Below are 15,536 nucleotides of genomic sequence, written 5' to 3' on the forward strand. Positions count from 1 at the left end.
TTTGATTGAGCTAGACACAAGCCAAGATGGGACATTATCCTATCTTGGCTTTTTTGTATAGGTATAAAGTAGGAAAGGAACTGATAGAGAAAGATGAACAGTCCTGTTGAAAATATTAAGAATGAAAAGAACCAGCTATTAAAAAAATACATAGGGGAACGTTTTGCTGACTACGAATTGCTGTTTGAACGCAGCCAAAATGCGATTCTATTATTAGATACGGCAGGGAATATGGTGAGGGTTAACCAAACGTTTGAAAAGCTATGTGAGTATACTGCTGAAGAAGTGTTAACGATGAAGCTACAGACTTTTTTTCCGCTCGATAGCTTAGACAACGTTTTCCATCATTTTCATAAGACATCATTGGGTCAGTTGGAAAACTTCGACTGCCAGTTGAACAACAAAAGTGGTGCCATCCTTGATGTCAATATTACAAACATACCAATCAGTGTTGATAACCAAATCGTCGGGGTGATGGCTGTCTTAAAGGATATTACTCTATTAAAACAAAAAAAGGCGGAAGTTCGGAAAATAGAGGAGTTTCACCGCGTATTGACGGAAAATGTTCTTGATACAATCGTCTGTACTAACTTATTGGGAAAAATCATTTATATTTCTCCATCCTGCGAAACGATATCCGGTTATAAGGCCGAGGAATTGATTGGAACCACTCTAACATTCATCGTTCACGAGGAAGATTGGGAAAAGGCTAATGCCGATCGAAAATTATCCTATTTAGGTGCAGGAAGCATTCGTGGGAAATATCGGATTCGTAGAAAAGATGGAACTTTGGTATGGGTGGAGGCACTCAGTAAACCGATTATTGATCCGGACACACAAACGATAGTGGAGGTTGTCTCAGTTATCAGGGAAATTACTGAACGAATTAAAACGGAAGAAGAGTTGTGGAGTCGTAAGAAGGCTTTCCGCGAATTAGTTGAACATTCTCCGGATGCTGTTCTCATTGTCCGGGATAAGGAGATCATTTTTGTAAATGAGACAGGTATTGATTTACTTGGTGCTAACAATGCAGAAGAGGTTCTTTCGAAAAACCTTCTCTATTTTATTCACCCTGATTACCATCAAGAGGTAAAGGACCTAATTCAAGCTGTTTTTAATGGTGAAACTGTAGATTTTCGGGATTACAAAGTAATCCGCGGGAATGGGGCAGTTTTTGATGCTGAAATAAAAGGAATTCCTACATTTTTCAATAATCACTATGCTCAACATGTGATTATTCGGGATATTACCGAACGCAAAAAGACGCAGGAGCTTTTGCTTAACTCTGAAAAATTAACTATTGCAGGGCAATTGGCTGCAGGCATTGCCCACGAGGTCCGAAATCCGCTGACAGCCATTAAAGGTTTTTTGCAATTAATGGAAAGGAAAATGGAGGATCAAACCTATTTTGGAATCATCGAATCGGAAATAGATCGAATTGAACTAATCCTCAGTGAATTGCTAGTCCTAGCCAAACCGCAGGATTTTAAGTTCGAATCCGTCTATTTGCCAGCCTTGATTGAAGATATTAAAACATTGATTGATACCCAAGCAATTATGAATAATGTGAAGATTGAAGTGGTTAATACTGATGAACCAATCACGATCAATGGGGATATAAATCAGTTAAAACAGGTTTTTATCAACTTTTTAAAAAATGCCATTGAAGCAATGCCGAATGGTGGGAGCTGCATTATTGAAATGAAAGCAATCGGTGAGAACAAGGTGAAGATTTTCTTTAAGGATACGGGTGACGGCATTCCTCCGCAGCTTTTGAAGCGAATTGGCGAACCATTCTTTACGACTAAAGAAAATGGCACAGGACTCGGAATTATGATTTCCAAACAAATCATTGAAAACCATCACGGCACCGTTCATTTTTGGAGTGACAAGAAAGGCACCATTATTGAGGTCATTCTTCCGTTACAATAGGTGATTAAAGTATCCCAAGTAAAAAATACTTGGGATATTTATATTTCAACAATCGGAAATTTCGGGAGTGAAAATAATTTTAGTTTATGATATTATGACATTATTAATTTTAAACTTTTGGAAAAAAGTACAATTTAGGAGATGGAAAACGTGCTAATGTGGAAACGAAATTTATGGGTGCTTTGGATTGGCGTGTTCTTTACATCAGCTAGTTTTTCCATGGTGATTCCTTTTTTACCGATATTTCTGCTGCAATTAGGGGTGCATGATCACACTGAAATGTGGTCAGGCGTGCTCTTTAGTGCTGCTTTCTTTGCAGGTGCTTTCGCTTCACCCTTTTGGGGGCGTGTGGCCGATAAATATGGAAGAAAACCAATGATTATAAGGGCGGGAATTGCCCTTTTTGTTATTTATACGTTAATGGCATTTGTCACCAATCCATACCAAATCTTAGCATTAAGGATTTTACAGGGGTTGCTCAGTGGGTTTATTCCAGGTGCGATTGCTTTGATTGGAACCAATACACCGAATGAAAAAGTCGGGTATGCCTTGTCCATGATCTCCTCAGCATCGGCATCAGGGGGCATCCTTGGTCCGCTATTAGGCGGGGGTATTGCACATCTTGTCGGTAATCGACTTGCCTTTGCCAGTGGTGGAGTATTTGTATTCCTGGCGACACTGCTGATTATTTTTTGGGTAAAGGAAGAAAATTTCAAGCCTAACAAAGAGCGCGGCGGCTCTGTAAGAAATGATTTTAAGACTGCGATGATGAATCGGCCGTTATTGCTTGTGCTCATTTTAACAGTTGTAACAAGTTGTTCCATCATGACGATTGAACCGGTGCTTCCTTTATATGTTGTGAAGTTGGGCGGGTCTTCCGATAACGCTTCTTTAATTGCTGGTATCGTGTTTTCACTGCCAGGTATCGCCAGTGCTTTATTTGCCCCGTATTGGGGAAAATGGGCCGATAAAGTAGGTTTTCAACGGGTGTTATTCCTAGGCCTGATGGGCGGCGGCATCGGCATGTTAGCCCAGGTGCTCGTTTCGCAGATATGGGGATTTTCCATTATCCGCTTCATGTTTGGCGTCTTCTTCTGCGCGGTTTATCCAGCGTTAAACGGTTTAGTCGTAAAATCCACACCGGATGAATTCCGTGGCCGCGCCTTTGGATTAAACCAAACCGCCAATCAGATTGGCGGCATGACGGGTCCGATGATTGGAGGGTTCGTAGGCGGAATATTACCGGTCCAAAGTGTATTTTTGGTAACCGGTATCCTTCTTTTAACTGCCATGGGCATGGTGTATTGGAATGCAGGTGTGTTAAATGGTTCTTTGAAGAGGAAGATTATTGCCAGAAAATCAGGTTAAAACTTATCTGCTGATTCTAATAATAAAACATGAAAGAGATTGGAGTAAGTCTCAATCTCTTTTTGCTTTATCAAGTTATTTCGCAGATCAGTCCATTTTTAGGGTGAGGTTTGCGAAAAGGGATTATAACACGCTTGAGGGAAATTCCTCCCTCAATTTTAATCTTATTGGTAATTCCAAAACTACCATGGTATCTACGAGGCCTTCCATATAAAATAGTCTCATATAATTCAAACTGAAACGGGGTTTTGCTTCCATTTGACAATTCCACTTAAAGAAACACCAAGAGATGTACCGTTGCGTATTCGAGAGAGGTTATATCTTTCAGTTTTATGGAAGTTTTGGCTCAGCCATGGACTTGCTTTTGCCTGGATGTTAATGTCCATTATTATTTCGATTCCTTGGGTAAAGGATTTAGGTGAATTAGTCACCGTCCCCGTAGCGATTTTACTGATAACCGGAATTGCCTATATACCCGGGTACCTTAATGCCTTTATGCTCGTAAGTCTTTTGTTTGACAAGCAGCCGGGATTTAAAACGTTGCATCCGGCCGAACCTGTGAGTATTTTAATTGCGTGCTGGAATGAGGAAAAAGGGATTGATAGTACCTTACAGCAAATAGCAAAACAGGACTATACAGGAGAAATCCGGATTATCGTCATTGATAACAATTCGACAGACCTTACAGCACTGGTGGCAAAACAATTAGGTGATGAGCTGGGTCTTAATATAAAAGTTCTATTCGAAAAAAAACCTGGGAAGAATTTTGCTTTGAACAAAGCGCTCCGATATGTCGAGACCAAATATTTGATTACATTGGACGCTGATACGGTACTTCATACCCAAGCAGTAAGGCGCCTGGTGGCCCGGATGGAGTCTGCACCGCAGGAGGTTTGTGCAGTGGCGGGAGCCGTTCTTGTCCGCAACAGCCGTGAAAATTGGCTCGCCCGGATTCAGGAATGGGATTACTTTTTAGGAATCGCTTCTATTAAAAGGCTACAGGGCTTATATCAGGGAACGCTTGTTGCTCAAGGGGCCTACAGCCTTTACCGAACGGAAGTTGTCAAGGAAGTGGGGGGGTGGCCAGATGCCATTGGAGAAGATATAGTTCTTACATGGTCATTTTTAGAGAAAAATTATAAGGTATATTTTGAACCGACAGCCATTGCTTTTACGGATGTACCGACGAATTTTCGCCATTTCGTACGGCAGCGGAGCCGCTGGGCACGAGGGATGATTGAGGCGCTCAAACAGGTCAAGCCATGGCAGCAGCCAAGGATTTTTACGAGGTATTTAACCGGTTCGAACCTTGTGATGCCATATTTGGATTTTGTTTATACCTTTGTTTGGATCCCCGGGTTATTCTTGAGTTTATTTGGATTCTACTGGATTGCCGGCCCGCAGACGCTTTTCGTCCTACCTTTAGCTTTACTGACAAATTACGTCCTTTATCGATACCAAAAGGGTGTTTTTCAGGAACTTAACCTTGGCATTAGAAAAAATCGTAAGGGATTCTTCCTGTACGTATTGTGCTATCAGATGATTATGTCCCCGGTATCTGTGTGGGGCTATTTGCAAGAGGTCATGCGTCTTCGTAGAGTTTGGAAATAAATCTTTCTAATTTTCCTATATTACTGTCTTAAAAAAAGAGTGAATGAGATATTCACTCTTGGCCAGCTCTTAAGCTTTTGTGTTATTCGTTTCAGTATCGATGCTGTTAGTAATGGGGTGCGGCTGGCTGTACCCTTCTATATTTCCGGCATGTTCCTCATGATATTGTGTTCCAGAATTCTGACCGCTCGTAAGTGATTTTCCTTTTTGCTGTTTGTTATTAGGTGATTGGTTCATTATGTTATTCACCTCCCTGACATCCTATAGAGTGGGAAGTAAAATAAAAATTATTCATTTTCAATGCAGATAAATGATGTAAAATAGTCTTTAATATAATCTTGATACATATTCAAAGGAGAAATTCTTATGCGAACAGAAGGATACATAGAAGTAACCGGTGGGAAAGTTTGGTACGAGAAATATGATCATAGAACAGGGAACACACCGGTAATTGTTTTGCACGGCGGGCCGGGTTCATCATGCTTTTCCTTACAGGGGTTGAAGGAGTTGGCGGCAGACCGCCCGGTCATTTTATACGATCAACTAGGCTGCGGCAGGTCAGAAAGGCCACAAGATGATTCACTTTGGCATTTAGATCGATTCGTGGAGGAATTGGGACAAATTCGCTCCGCTTTGAACCTTGATGAAGTACATATTCTTGGGCATTCCTGGGGAACCACATTAGCGGCAGCTTATTGTTTAACGAAGCCGAGCGGGGTGAAAAGTGTCATTTTTTCAAGCCCATGCCTGAGTGCGCCATTATGGGAACAGGATCAAAAACGGAATTTGAAAAAGCTGCCGGTTGAAGTTCAAGAGACCATAAAACGCTGTGAAGAAGATGGAACCACGGATTCGGAAGAGTTTCAGGAAGCCATCGAGGTGTTCAGCAAAGAATTTGTCTGCCGGATTCCAAAGCCTGAGCATCTAAAAGCGCACCCTGAATACCGAAACTCCGAAATTTACAATATTATGTGGGGACCATCCGAATTTACGGTACTAGGGAATTTAAAAGAATTTGATTGTACCTTACAATTGAAGGAAATCTCTTGCCCCACATTATATACGTGTGGCCGGTACGATGAGGCTACGCCGGAAACAACAGAGCATTACAGCCGTTCTTCTCCTGGCTCGAAATTTCATGTATTTGAAAACAGCGCCCATATGCCATATATTGAGGAACCAGAAGAATTTTTACGGGTTGTTGGGGAATTCATGCACTGGGTTGAATGTCTATAAGAACCGCCTGAGTTTTTTTCAGGTGGTTTTTTCTTCTTAATGCCCCAGTTGAAAAACGGATGCCCTTTAAATTGGACTTTTTTTCCTTGTGTTGAAAAAGTTGGAGAATGATAAAGGATTATTTGTGATTTTGTCGAATTAAATCAGGTAACATACATACACAAAGAGGAATGGACATGAATAAATCAGGACAAATCATTTTGCTGCTGCTATCACTTATTTTTACTGCTTACCAAAAGATTATGTATCATGAACCCTTCTTTACATTTGACTTTTTCCTTTTTACCTCGATCGCTTGGTTTGTTGGCTGGCAATACGATAAAGCCCGATTTTTTGAAAAAAAAGCACGGGAAAGTGAAGAAAGCTATAAGAGATTACTAGATTCACTGCCTGAATCTATCTTTATTTATCAGGATACGAAAATTGTTTATGGAAATAGGGCTGCTCTCAGAATGAGTGGCGCCAAAAGCATGACAGAAGTTCTGGGGAAGTCGGTCTTTGAATTTATCAAGCCTGAGTATAAAGACCGGTTGGAAGAACGAATTAAGCAAATTAAGAAAGAAAAATGCCCCCTGGCTACTATCGAATACAAAATTAAACGGACCGACGGAACAGAATTTTTTCTTGAAGTTACTCCCTTATCGATTGTATTTGGAAATAAAGAAGCGATCCTAGTGGTTGGAAAGGATGTCACAGCCAGAAGAGAGGAAACAGAAAGACTCCTGCAAAAATCCGAAAAATTGGCTTTGCTCGGCCAAATGGCGGCGGGAATTGCCCATGAAATCCGCAACCCGCTTACGTCCATTAAGGGATTTATCCAATTATTCAAAGCAAACAGTGAACAGGATGAGTATTTTGATATCGTATTATCAGAGCTGGAACGCATTAATGCCATTGTGGGCGAATTCCTGGTTCTGGCCAAACCATCCGCGGCTGTTTTTAAGGAACAAAATATTGAACAATTGCTACATGATGTTATTACCTTAATAAATACTCAGTCTATCATCAATAACGTGCAGATCTATACTGAAATTGCTGAAGAGCTGCCGATGATATCTGGTGAAAAAAATCAGTTAAAGCAAGTTTTTTTAAATCTCTTGAAGAATTCAATTGAATCCATGCCTCTAGGCGGAGACATCTTCGTAACAGTAGGGGTAAAGGAAGAAGGCAAAATATCCATTCGGATTACCGACGAAGGGGTCGGCATACCAGAAGAACGGATTCTAACACTAGGAGAGCCATTCTATACAACAAAAGAAAAAGGAACCGGCCTCGGACTAATGACCTGTTTCAAAATAGTCGAAAGCCACCGCGGCCAAATCAAATTTACAAGCGCAGTACACCAAGGAACAACCGTAGAAGTCACCCTCCCAACAATTACCCAGCCATTATTAAAGAAATGAAACATGGGGACGGTTCTTGTGCATCATTTGCATGAGAACTGATTTTTTTTTTGGTGACGCATGGGCGGTTCTAATGCCACATATGTCCGGGCGCCGATTATTCTAATTTTTTAAAAAATAAAAAATTAGTAAACCTTTTGCTATAATAGTTTAGTCTGAAATCATATATATGTAAAAAATAGGAAGAGTTATATTTGGCTTTTTCACGGAGGTTTATATGGGAAAAAATAAATATGTATTTTGGGGGCTGGTCATCACGACCCTCATCTCGGCGCTTGACGCCAATATTATGCAGACAGCAAGTCCGACTATTGTCAAACAACTTGGCGGAATGGAGTTGTTTGCGTGGATTTTTGTTGTCTATATGCTGGCAAGTACAGTAACTGTACCTCTGTATGGAAAATTATCGGATATGTATGGTCGGAAAAATCTGTTGATGATTGCGGTTGGGATTTTTACATTAGGTTCCATTTTATGCGGAATGGCGAACTCAATGGTTTCCTTAGTTATATATAGAGGTATTCAAGGCCTTGGAGCAGGCGGTATGATTCCACTCTCGATGATTATTGTCGGAGATTTGTTCACGATTGAAAAGCGCGGCAAGATTCAAGCGGTTTTCAGCAGTATTTGGGCTATTTCTTCAATTGTCGGGCCAGTGATGGGCTCCTTTTTCGTCGAGGCTTTGACTTGGAGATGGATTTTCTTTATTAATATTCCGATTGGAATAGCAACTGTTTTATGTTTGCTTCCTTATAAAGAACAAACAGAATTTAAGAAGACTCATATTGACTATAAAGGTTTCTTTTTATTCGGGGCTTCGGTCAGCCTTCTATTATTATCTACCAATGTAGGCAACGCCATCTGGTATGTGATTGCGGGCATAATTGGCATGATTATTTTTATTTTGGTAGAAAGAAAGGAAGCACATCCATTTTTACCTGTTTCTCTTTTTAAAAATAAAGGCATCCTGATGACGAATGTGTTTATGCTAGTGTACTGTTTATCGTTTTTTGGCACCTCTAATTATATACCGCTGTTTCTTCAAGAGGGCTCGCATATGAGTATTTATAAGAGCGGCTTGATTTTATTAAGCATTGCGGTCGGCTGGATGTTTGGCAGTACACCTGCTGGAAAATGGATTATCCGATTCGGTTATAAGCGGTTATTTATTATCGGCAGTTTTATTACCGCGTTATCAGGACTAGCACTGTTTATGTTTATTAAAGATTTGTCGTATACGAATTTGTTTTTAATTTTGACGGTGCAGGGCTTTTCATTTGGGTTATTGTTTGCAGTCGGCACGATTGCCTCGCAGGAGTTCGCCGACTCCAATATTAAAGGGGTATCTACCTCGCTGCAGATGTTTTTGCGGAACATCGGTACATCGATTGGCGTTACCGTAATGGGGTTGATTATTAACCATACTGCAAATATTGTAAATGGCATGCAGAATGTCTTTCTCTATGCCTTAATTTTAAGTTTGGTCACGGTTGTGCTAAGCTTCCTCATTCCTGCGAAGACTGCAGAATTGAGTGAGGGATAAGAACAAATGATTAGAAGAAAGGTTGTGCATAAAAATATTATGTAAACCTTGCGGTGAAAGTCCTCATGAATTGTTCCATGAGGACTTTTTTTTATAAGAGTTAGCCATGCACTGAATTAGGTTATTCCTACTTATTATCGTTCGAACTCCTGACTTCAGGCTTTACCGGAGTAAACTCCTCGGCAGCCTCTGTTTGGAACTGTGGTTGTTGTTGGATAGACCTCGAGGTATTTGTAAATTGTTTGTTTTTCTCATTCGTAAGAAATCCATGGTAAAAGTATTCAAATAAGGCCACAGCAGCAGCTGAAATAACCGAGGCCCAAATTAGATTATTTTCATTTGTCAGCATTCGCCCCATTAACCACACCACCAAAAAGGTAACTAGAAAATCCGCTATGGTTGCCAGGAGGTTGGTGGTTTTACGAAGAATCAGTAAATCTCCTAATACATAACTGACAATCCCCAGTACAGCCGTTATCAAAAGGACATCACCGAAACTAAAATCAAAAAACAAACCGAGAATGATCCCAAGTACAATCAAGCAAGGTATAAACTTGGCTGCCAAACGATATACATTTTGCATCAACGAATCCTCCTTTTTCCTGTAGATTTCCCCTTGAATTTTCCAAATATACAAATACAAGAGGGGCCTGGCATTTCTTTTTAACTGAACCCACAATCATTAATTTGCAAAATTTGCAGAAAAATAATTGACTTTACCACCAGAACCTTTATAATAAATTTTAATTAATATAAATCCGATAAAATTAATGCGAATTATAGGGGAAGTGGGGATGCGAAGTGTTTCTTCACATTAATGAGGTAAATAAGCAGTTTCTTAATCAAAAAGAGGTAAGTACTGTTCTTTCAGATATAAATCTGGAAATAAAAGAGGGCGAATTTGTTTCGATTCTCGGGCCGTCCGGTTGTGGGAAATCGACCTTGTTATCTATTGTGGCCGGGTTGACTAAGCCCTCCAGCGGCGAGGTGCTCTTGAATGGCCAGCCTATTACCAAACCGGGCCGAGACCGCGGGATGGTGTTCCAGCAGCCTGCTCTCTTCCCATGGATGACAGTTGAAGAGAATGTTATGTTCCCGCTCCGCAAAGAAATGAAAAAGAAGGAAGCAAAGGAAACTGCCCACCAATTTTTAAAAATGGTGCAGCTCAGCAACTATACAAAGCATTCACCGCATGAACTATCGGGCGGAATGCAGCAGCGCGTAGCAATCGCCCGTGCGCTTTCAATGAATCCAAAGGTCCTTTTAATGGATGAACCGTTTGGTGCGCTTGATGAGCAGACACGTTCGCGACTTCATACCGAGTTAGAAAAAATTTGGCTTGAAACGCGGAAGACGATCCTATTTGTCACCCATAGCATCAGCGAATCTATTAAGTTATCAGATCGGATTGTTGTGATGGGAACGCGACCAGGAGTGGTTCTCGAGGATATTCACGTAAAAATCCCAAGGCCGCGCGCAAACCATCCACAAATGGTGACCAAATTGGAAGAAAAGATAATGGGATTACTACAATCCGAGATTGATAAAGTAGTGAAAGAGGAACTCGCATATGCAGCAAACAATTAAACGCACCATATTCTTTGCACTGCTTTTAATCATCTGGCAGGGGGCAGTAAGAATTTTTGACATTTCACCAGCGCTAATGCCGGCACCAACAGATGTTTACGAAGCACTTGCTAAAGGTTTTTCTGATAAAACACTAATCTACGATATACTTGCCAGCCTGCGGCGCTTAGCTATTGGATTGTCACTTGCCATCGTAATTGGCGTCGGTCTAGGCATTCTTTTAGCAAAAAATAAATCCGCTGATGAGACCCTTGGAACATTGATTTTGGCCCTGCAAAGTGTACCGAGCATCGTCTGGCTGCCGATTGCAATCATGTGGTTCGGCTTAAACGAAAAAGCCGTTACGTTTATCGTCATTCTTGGCGCCACCCTGGTAATGACCATCAATATGCGGATGGGGATTAAAAACGTTTCTCCTCTTTATATTAAAGCCGCACAAACAATGGGCTCAGGTGGATTGGACCTATTCTTTAAGGTTATTTTTCCAGCATCTATCCCATACGCCGTTACGGGTGCCAGACTTGGTTGGGCATTTGCCTGGCGAGCGCTCATGGCGGGGGAGCTTTTAAGCAGCGGTCCGGGGCTTGGTTATACCCTTAAATTTGCCTCCGATTTTGGCAATATGAGCCTTGTTATCGCGATTATGATCATCATCGGCGTCATTGGAACGATTGTTGATATTACCTTCTTCCAGCGCGTTGAAAAAAATGTCATGCGCCGCTGGGGTTTAGAAACTAGCAATTAGAGATTAAAAGGGGAGAAAAAGATGAAAAAGCAGGTATCCATCATCAGCATTATTCTATTATTGGTATTCGGAGCGCTAGCGGGCTGTGGCTCAAAAGAAGCTAGTTCCGGCAGTTCAGAAAAGGCTGCTAAAAAAGTAGTCATCGGCTATTTTCCAAACATTGACCATGCTCCGGCAATGGTTGCAAAGGCGAAAGGCTTTTATGAAAAAGAATTAGGTAAAGATGTGACAGTGGAATACAAAACATTCCCGGACGGCGGCGCATTTATGACCGCTCTTAAAACTGGCGATATTGATGCAGGGTTAGTTGGACCTGGCCCAGTTATGAATAACTTTACAAACGGTGCAGATGTTAAAATCCTTGCAGGTGCCTCTTCAGGTGGTACAGCCATTGTAGCAAGCAAGAAGAGCGGCATTAATTCTGTTGAAGACTTCAACGGAAAGACGTTTATTACACCAGGCGTTGGCTGTACACATGATGTTCAGATGGAAACATTTTTACAGGATTTCGGAATCTCTTCGGCTCGGATTGGCGGTACATTGAAGCATGTAACCGGCAACCCTGCCCAGTATGCGAACATGTTTGAATCTGGCAAGGTTGATATTGCGGCAGTACCGGAGCCGTGGGCATCGCAGTTAGTGAAAGACGGCGGCGCGAAAATTATCGTCGACAGCTCTAAAATTTCTTTTGGTAAAACTCTGCCAAACACAATCTTAGTTTCAAGCGGCAAGAAAATTAAAGCTGATAAAGATGTTATTGCTAAAATTGTGAAAGCACAAGATGAGGCAATTGCATTTATCGAAAAAAATCCAGAAGAAGCTAAAGACATTACGATTAAGACCATCAAAGAAATCACAAAGCAAGACCTTGAAAAGGACGTCGTCGATGCTGCTTGGAAAAATATTCATTTCACGACTGAAGTCAATAAAGATGTGATTCAAGAGTTTGCTAATTCTTCCGTAGAGCTTAAATTCTTGAAGGAAAAGCCTGATTTTGCGACATTAATTGATACAGAATTTATTAACTAAAAATGAAGGAAGGTGCTGAGTGGATACTCGGCACTTTTTTTAAGCAAAAGGGGATTGTGAAAATGAAACGTTTTTTAATTCTATTATTTTCTGTCCTCCTTCTTACTTCTTGTTCGGCGGATAAAGAAAAGAAGGAGAAGGTAGAGTTTCCGCTTAGCATGAAGGTGGAGAGTTTTGAAGGAATCAATCAAGACGGGAAACAAGTTGACCTATCAAAATTAAAGGGTAAGGTCTGGGTGGCTGATTTTGTGTTTACGAACTGTGACACGGTTTGTTCACCAATGACTGCCAATATGGCCGAGTTGCAGCGCAAGATGGCGGATGCGGGTGTGGATGCCCGGCTGGTTTCCTTCAGCATTGATCCAGAACAGGATCAGCCTGCAATCCTAAAGCAATATGCGAGCGGAGTGAAGGCTGATTTCGCAAATTGGGATTTAATAACGGGCTATCAGCAGGAGTTTATTGAAAGCTTCGCTAATAAGTCGTTTATGGCTCCGGCAGCGAAACTGGAAGGGTCAAATCAATATGTGCACAGCACTTCATTTTATTTAGTAAACATAGAGGGGATTGTTGTTCAGAAGTACGAAGGTGCAGCGTATGTACCTTATGAGCAGATCATTAAGGATATTAAATCATTGCAATAATATTTAATATAATAATATTATGTAAAGTTAAATTTTTATCTCAAGGGCACTGCTTAAGCAAGTGCCCTAATTAACGTTATTCTAATATATCCTTAAATTCTTTCCCTTTCTGGACATAGTGTGCACTCGACATTTGCAGCATTTGCAAGTCCTTCTCGGTCAGCTCGCGGACCACTTTTCCCGGTGAACCTAACACAAGGGAGCGGGGCGGTATCTTAATTCCACCTGCCAGCAGGGTATTGGCTCCAATAATACATTCCTCGCCAACCTCGACATTGTCCAATATGGTAGAGCCCATACCGACAATTGTCTTCCTGCCAATTTTACAGCCGTGAAGGATGGCGTTATGGCCAATCGTACAATCGTCCTCGATGACACATGATTCAAACATATGTATGGTGGAATTATCCTGGATACTGCAGCGTTCTCCGATAATTATCGGGCCATCATCTGCCCGTAGAACAGCGTTAAACCAAACGGTGGAATCTTTGCCGATGGTAACATCGCCAACGATATAAGCGCCAGGTGCGACGAATACAGATTCATGAACAGAAGGGGTTTTGCCATTGTAGGGAATAATCATTTTTACCTCTCCTTTAAATATCAGAATTTTTTATATTTTATTATAACATAATTAATGGAAATATAGGGAAAATGTCCTTTTTAATGAAGCAGTCTTGTAATAAATGACAACTGTGTCCTAAAATGGAAATGAAAGCGCTTTAAAAATTGTCTAAATAATATAAATAGTCTAAAAATATTGACAGACCCTTTTTTCGGTGTTAACCTTATAAAAAATTGATTTATAAAATCGATGACGAGAAGAGTAGGATTTGCTGTTTGTCCAAAGAGAGTCGGCGTGTTGGTGGAAGCCGATGTCAGACCTTATCTGAAAATCATCTCTGAGATGTGCTGCTGAAATGTTACCAGTAAGCCGCACCGGGAAGTCCGCCGTTACAATGGAACACGTATATTACAATGTACGGATGATCGAGAGCCGCAGCAAGGAGTTTATTGGATGCTGCGGAAGTAGGGTGGTAACGCGAGCTAACTCGTCCCTATACCATTGGGGACGGGTTTTTTATTGTTTATAAAAGCTGAGATTTTTTCAAATTTGAGGAGGGAAATTGACCATGAGTCAACAGGTCGAAACATTTAATGTGGAGGATATCATCATTGCCAGTCACACCATCAAGGATGTGATTTCGCCGACTCCGCTTCAATACAATCATTTATTGTCTGACCGTTATGGCTGCCATGTTTATTTAAAACGGGAGGATATGCAGAGTGTCCGTTCTTTTAAAATCCGTGGAGCCTACAATCGTATTAAGAGGGTGAGCCCCGAGGATTTAGAGAATGGGATTATCTGTGCAAGCGCAGGAAACCACGCACAGGGGGTTGCTTATTCCTGCCACCTATTAAACATTAGCGGGAAAATCTTCATGCCTAATACTACACCGAAACAAAAGGTAAACCAAGTGAAGTTTTGGGGCAAGGACAGCGTCGAAATCGTTTTGGTAGGCGATACCTTTGATGATGCTTACGAAAAAGCAATTGAATGCAGCCGCGAAGAAAACCGGACGTTTATCCATCCGTTTGATGATTATGACGTCATTGCCGGGCAAGGTACAGTAGGTGTCGAGCTTCTAAATGACTGTCATGAAAATATTGACTATCTATTCGGAGCAATTGGCGGCGGCGGTCTAATGGCTGGTGTGGGTACCTACCTGAAGCATTTTTCACCGGAAACTAAATTAATCGGTGTTGAACCTGAAGGCGCTCCTGGGATGAAGGAATCGGTTTTAAAAGGGGAGGTCACCTCGCTTGATAAAATTGACCCATTCGTTGATGGTGCGGCGGTCAAAACAGTCGGTACGAAGACTTTTAATATCTGTAAAGAGCTTATCGATGATATCGTTGTTGTACCTGAAGGAAAGGTTTGTACGACGCTTTTATCTTTATACAATGAAAATGCGATTGTTGTTGAGCCTACTGGTGCTTTATCTATTGCTGCATTGGATACATATGCTGAACAGATTAAAGGTAAAACTGTTGTATGTATCGTCAGCGGTGGAAACAATGATATCGGTCGGATGCAGGAAATCAAGGAGCGCTCTAAGCTTTATGAAGGGCTGCAGCATTATTTTATCGTTAATTTTCCACAGCGTCCAGGTGCACTGCGGGAATTCTTGTTAGAGGTCCTTGGACCAAATGACGATATCAGCCATTTTGAATATACGAAGAAGAATAACCGTGAAACGGGTCCTGCTTTAGTAGGAATTGAATTGAAGGATAAAGAAGACTACTTCCCGTTAATTGAGCGCATCAAGACGAAAGGATTTAACTGCAGGGAAGTAAATAAGGACAGCACCTTGTTCCAAATGCTTGTGTAGGAGACATGGTGACATGCGGCAAAAATTCAATAAATACTAAATATA

The 15,536-nt window shown here is 41.2% G+C and carries 14 protein-coding genes and 1 other annotated feature; of the genes, 11 read left to right on the forward strand and 3 right to left on the reverse strand.

Translation table 11 applies throughout. The annotated features are described in order from the left end of the window. Window positions 1–93: 93 nt before the first annotated feature. The 3 genes from QNN06_RS14095 to QNN06_RS14105 all read left to right on the forward strand — a co-directional run bounded on the left by QNN06_RS14095 (window position 94) and on the right by QNN06_RS14105 (window position 4,911). Window positions 94–1,932 (forward strand): PAS domain S-box protein, encoded by a 1,839-nt coding sequence (locus QNN06_RS14095; protein ID WP_284037754.1) that lies wholly within the window; start codon window positions 94–96, stop codon window positions 1,930–1,932. A 150-nt stretch (window positions 1,933–2,082) separates the two neighbouring features. After that, complete coding sequence (locus QNN06_RS14100; protein ID WP_372447558.1) at window positions 2,083–3,300, forward strand: MFS transporter; 1,218 nt, start codon at window positions 2,083–2,085, stop codon at window positions 3,298–3,300. Between the two features lie 297 nt (window positions 3,301–3,597). Next, complete coding sequence (locus QNN06_RS14105; protein WP_284037755.1) at window positions 3,598–4,911, forward strand: glycosyltransferase family 2 protein; 1,314 nt, start codon at window positions 3,598–3,600, stop codon at window positions 4,909–4,911. Window positions 4,912–4,980: 69 nt separating this feature from the next. Here QNN06_RS14105 and QNN06_RS14110 read toward each other — a convergent pair whose 3' ends face one another. After that, the gene (locus QNN06_RS14110; protein ID WP_217036558.1) at window positions 4,981–5,148 is read right to left on the reverse strand and encodes a hypothetical protein; all 168 of its coding nucleotides are present in this window, start codon (window positions 5,146–5,148) and stop codon (window positions 4,981–4,983) included. Between the two features lie 129 nt (window positions 5,149–5,277). Here QNN06_RS14110 and QNN06_RS14115 point away from each other — a divergent pair, with 129 nt between their 5' ends. From QNN06_RS14115 to QNN06_RS14125, 3 genes are all read left to right on the forward strand, one after another. Continuing rightward, the gene (locus QNN06_RS14115; RefSeq protein WP_284037756.1) at window positions 5,278–6,147 is read left to right on the forward strand and encodes a proline iminopeptidase-family hydrolase; all 870 of its coding nucleotides are present in this window, start codon (window positions 5,278–5,280) and stop codon (window positions 6,145–6,147) included. A gap of 176 nt (window positions 6,148–6,323) precedes the next feature. Next, complete coding sequence (locus QNN06_RS14120; RefSeq protein ID WP_213115762.1) at window positions 6,324–7,550, forward strand: ATP-binding protein; 1,227 nt, start codon at window positions 6,324–6,326, stop codon at window positions 7,548–7,550. Window positions 7,551–7,767: 217 nt separating this feature from the next. Then, on the forward strand, window positions 7,768–9,093 hold the full coding sequence (locus tag QNN06_RS14125) for an MDR family MFS transporter (RefSeq protein ID WP_213115761.1): 1,326 nt from the start codon (window positions 7,768–7,770) through the stop codon (window positions 9,091–9,093). Between the two features lie 127 nt (window positions 9,094–9,220). On the opposite strand, the gene QNN06_RS14130 is transcribed toward QNN06_RS14125, so the two are convergent. Then, window positions 9,221–9,676, reverse strand: a complete 456-nt coding sequence (locus QNN06_RS14130; protein ID WP_213115760.1) for a YndM family protein — start codon at window positions 9,674–9,676, stop codon at window positions 9,221–9,223. A 218-nt stretch (window positions 9,677–9,894) separates the two neighbouring features. Here QNN06_RS14130 and QNN06_RS14135 point away from each other — a divergent pair, with 218 nt between their 5' ends. The 4 genes from QNN06_RS14135 to QNN06_RS14150 all read left to right on the forward strand — a co-directional run bounded on the left by QNN06_RS14135 (window position 9,895) and on the right by QNN06_RS14150 (window position 13,098). After that, a complete protein-coding gene (locus QNN06_RS14135; protein WP_213115759.1) occupies window positions 9,895–10,680 on the forward strand; it encodes an ABC transporter ATP-binding protein in 786 nt (261 codons plus the stop codon). After that, window positions 10,664–11,425 (forward strand): ABC transporter permease, encoded by a 762-nt coding sequence (locus QNN06_RS14140; RefSeq protein ID WP_213115758.1) that lies wholly within the window; start codon window positions 10,664–10,666, stop codon window positions 11,423–11,425. Before QNN06_RS14135 ends, QNN06_RS14140 begins: the two co-directional genes overlap by 17 nt. 21 nt (window positions 11,426–11,446) lie before the next feature. After that, window positions 11,447–12,454, forward strand: a complete 1,008-nt coding sequence (locus tag QNN06_RS14145) for an ABC transporter substrate-binding protein (RefSeq protein ID WP_213115757.1) — start codon at window positions 11,447–11,449, stop codon at window positions 12,452–12,454. 62 nt (window positions 12,455–12,516) lie between these two features. Then, on the forward strand, window positions 12,517–13,098 hold the full coding sequence (locus QNN06_RS14150; RefSeq protein WP_284037757.1) for an SCO family protein: 582 nt from the start codon (window positions 12,517–12,519) through the stop codon (window positions 13,096–13,098). A 76-nt stretch (window positions 13,099–13,174) separates the two neighbouring features. On the opposite strand, the gene QNN06_RS14155 is transcribed toward QNN06_RS14150, so the two are convergent. Further along, window positions 13,175–13,681 carry a gamma carbonic anhydrase family protein gene (locus tag QNN06_RS14155; protein WP_213115755.1) on the reverse strand — a complete coding sequence of 169 codons (507 nt, stop codon included), beginning with the start codon at window positions 13,679–13,681 and terminating at the stop codon, window positions 13,175–13,177. A gap of 222 nt (window positions 13,682–13,903) precedes the next feature. Continuing rightward, window positions 13,904–14,161: a binding site (T-box leader), on the forward strand. A 70-nt stretch (window positions 14,162–14,231) separates the two neighbouring features. On the opposite strand from QNN06_RS14155, the gene ilvA reads away from it, so the two are divergent. Beyond that, window positions 14,232–15,491 carry a threonine ammonia-lyase IlvA gene (ilvA, locus tag QNN06_RS14160; RefSeq protein ID WP_213115754.1) on the forward strand — a complete coding sequence of 420 codons (1,260 nt, stop codon included), beginning with the start codon at window positions 14,232–14,234 and terminating at the stop codon, window positions 15,489–15,491. The last annotated feature ends 45 nt before the right edge of the window (window positions 15,492–15,536 follow it).

Source organism: Neobacillus sp. 114, assembly GCF_030127045.1.
Taxonomy (GTDB): Bacteria; Bacillota; Bacilli; order Bacillales; family Cytobacillaceae; genus Neobacillus; species Neobacillus rhizophilus.

Coding starts and splice junctions, on each gene's coding strand:
- QNN06_RS14095 (WP_284037754.1), top strand. CDS start 94: ATGAACAGTCCTGTTGAAAATATTAAGAATGAAAAGAACCAGCTATTA.
- QNN06_RS14110 (WP_217036558.1), bottom strand. CDS start 5,148: ATGAACCAATCACCTAATAACAAACAGCAAAAAGGAAAATCACTTACG.
- QNN06_RS14115 (WP_284037756.1), top strand. CDS start 5,278: ATGCGAACAGAAGGATACATAGAAGTAACCGGTGGGAAAGTTTGGTAC.
- QNN06_RS14120 (WP_213115762.1), top strand. CDS start 6,324: ATGAATAAATCAGGACAAATCATTTTGCTGCTGCTATCACTTATTTTT.
- QNN06_RS14125 (WP_213115761.1), top strand. CDS start 7,768: ATGGGAAAAAATAAATATGTATTTTGGGGGCTGGTCATCACGACCCTC.
- QNN06_RS14130 (WP_213115760.1), bottom strand. CDS start 9,676: ATGCAAAATGTATATCGTTTGGCAGCCAAGTTTATACCTTGCTTGATT.
- QNN06_RS14140 (WP_213115758.1), top strand. CDS start 10,664: ATGCAGCAAACAATTAAACGCACCATATTCTTTGCACTGCTTTTAATC.
- QNN06_RS14145 (WP_213115757.1), top strand. CDS start 11,447: ATGAAAAAGCAGGTATCCATCATCAGCATTATTCTATTATTGGTATTC.
- QNN06_RS14150 (WP_284037757.1), top strand. CDS start 12,517: ATGAAACGTTTTTTAATTCTATTATTTTCTGTCCTCCTTCTTACTTCT.
- QNN06_RS14155 (WP_213115755.1), bottom strand. CDS start 13,681: ATGATTATTCCCTACAATGGCAAAACCCCTTCTGTTCATGAATCTGTA.
- ilvA (WP_213115754.1), top strand. CDS start 14,232: ATGAGTCAACAGGTCGAAACATTTAATGTGGAGGATATCATCATTGCC.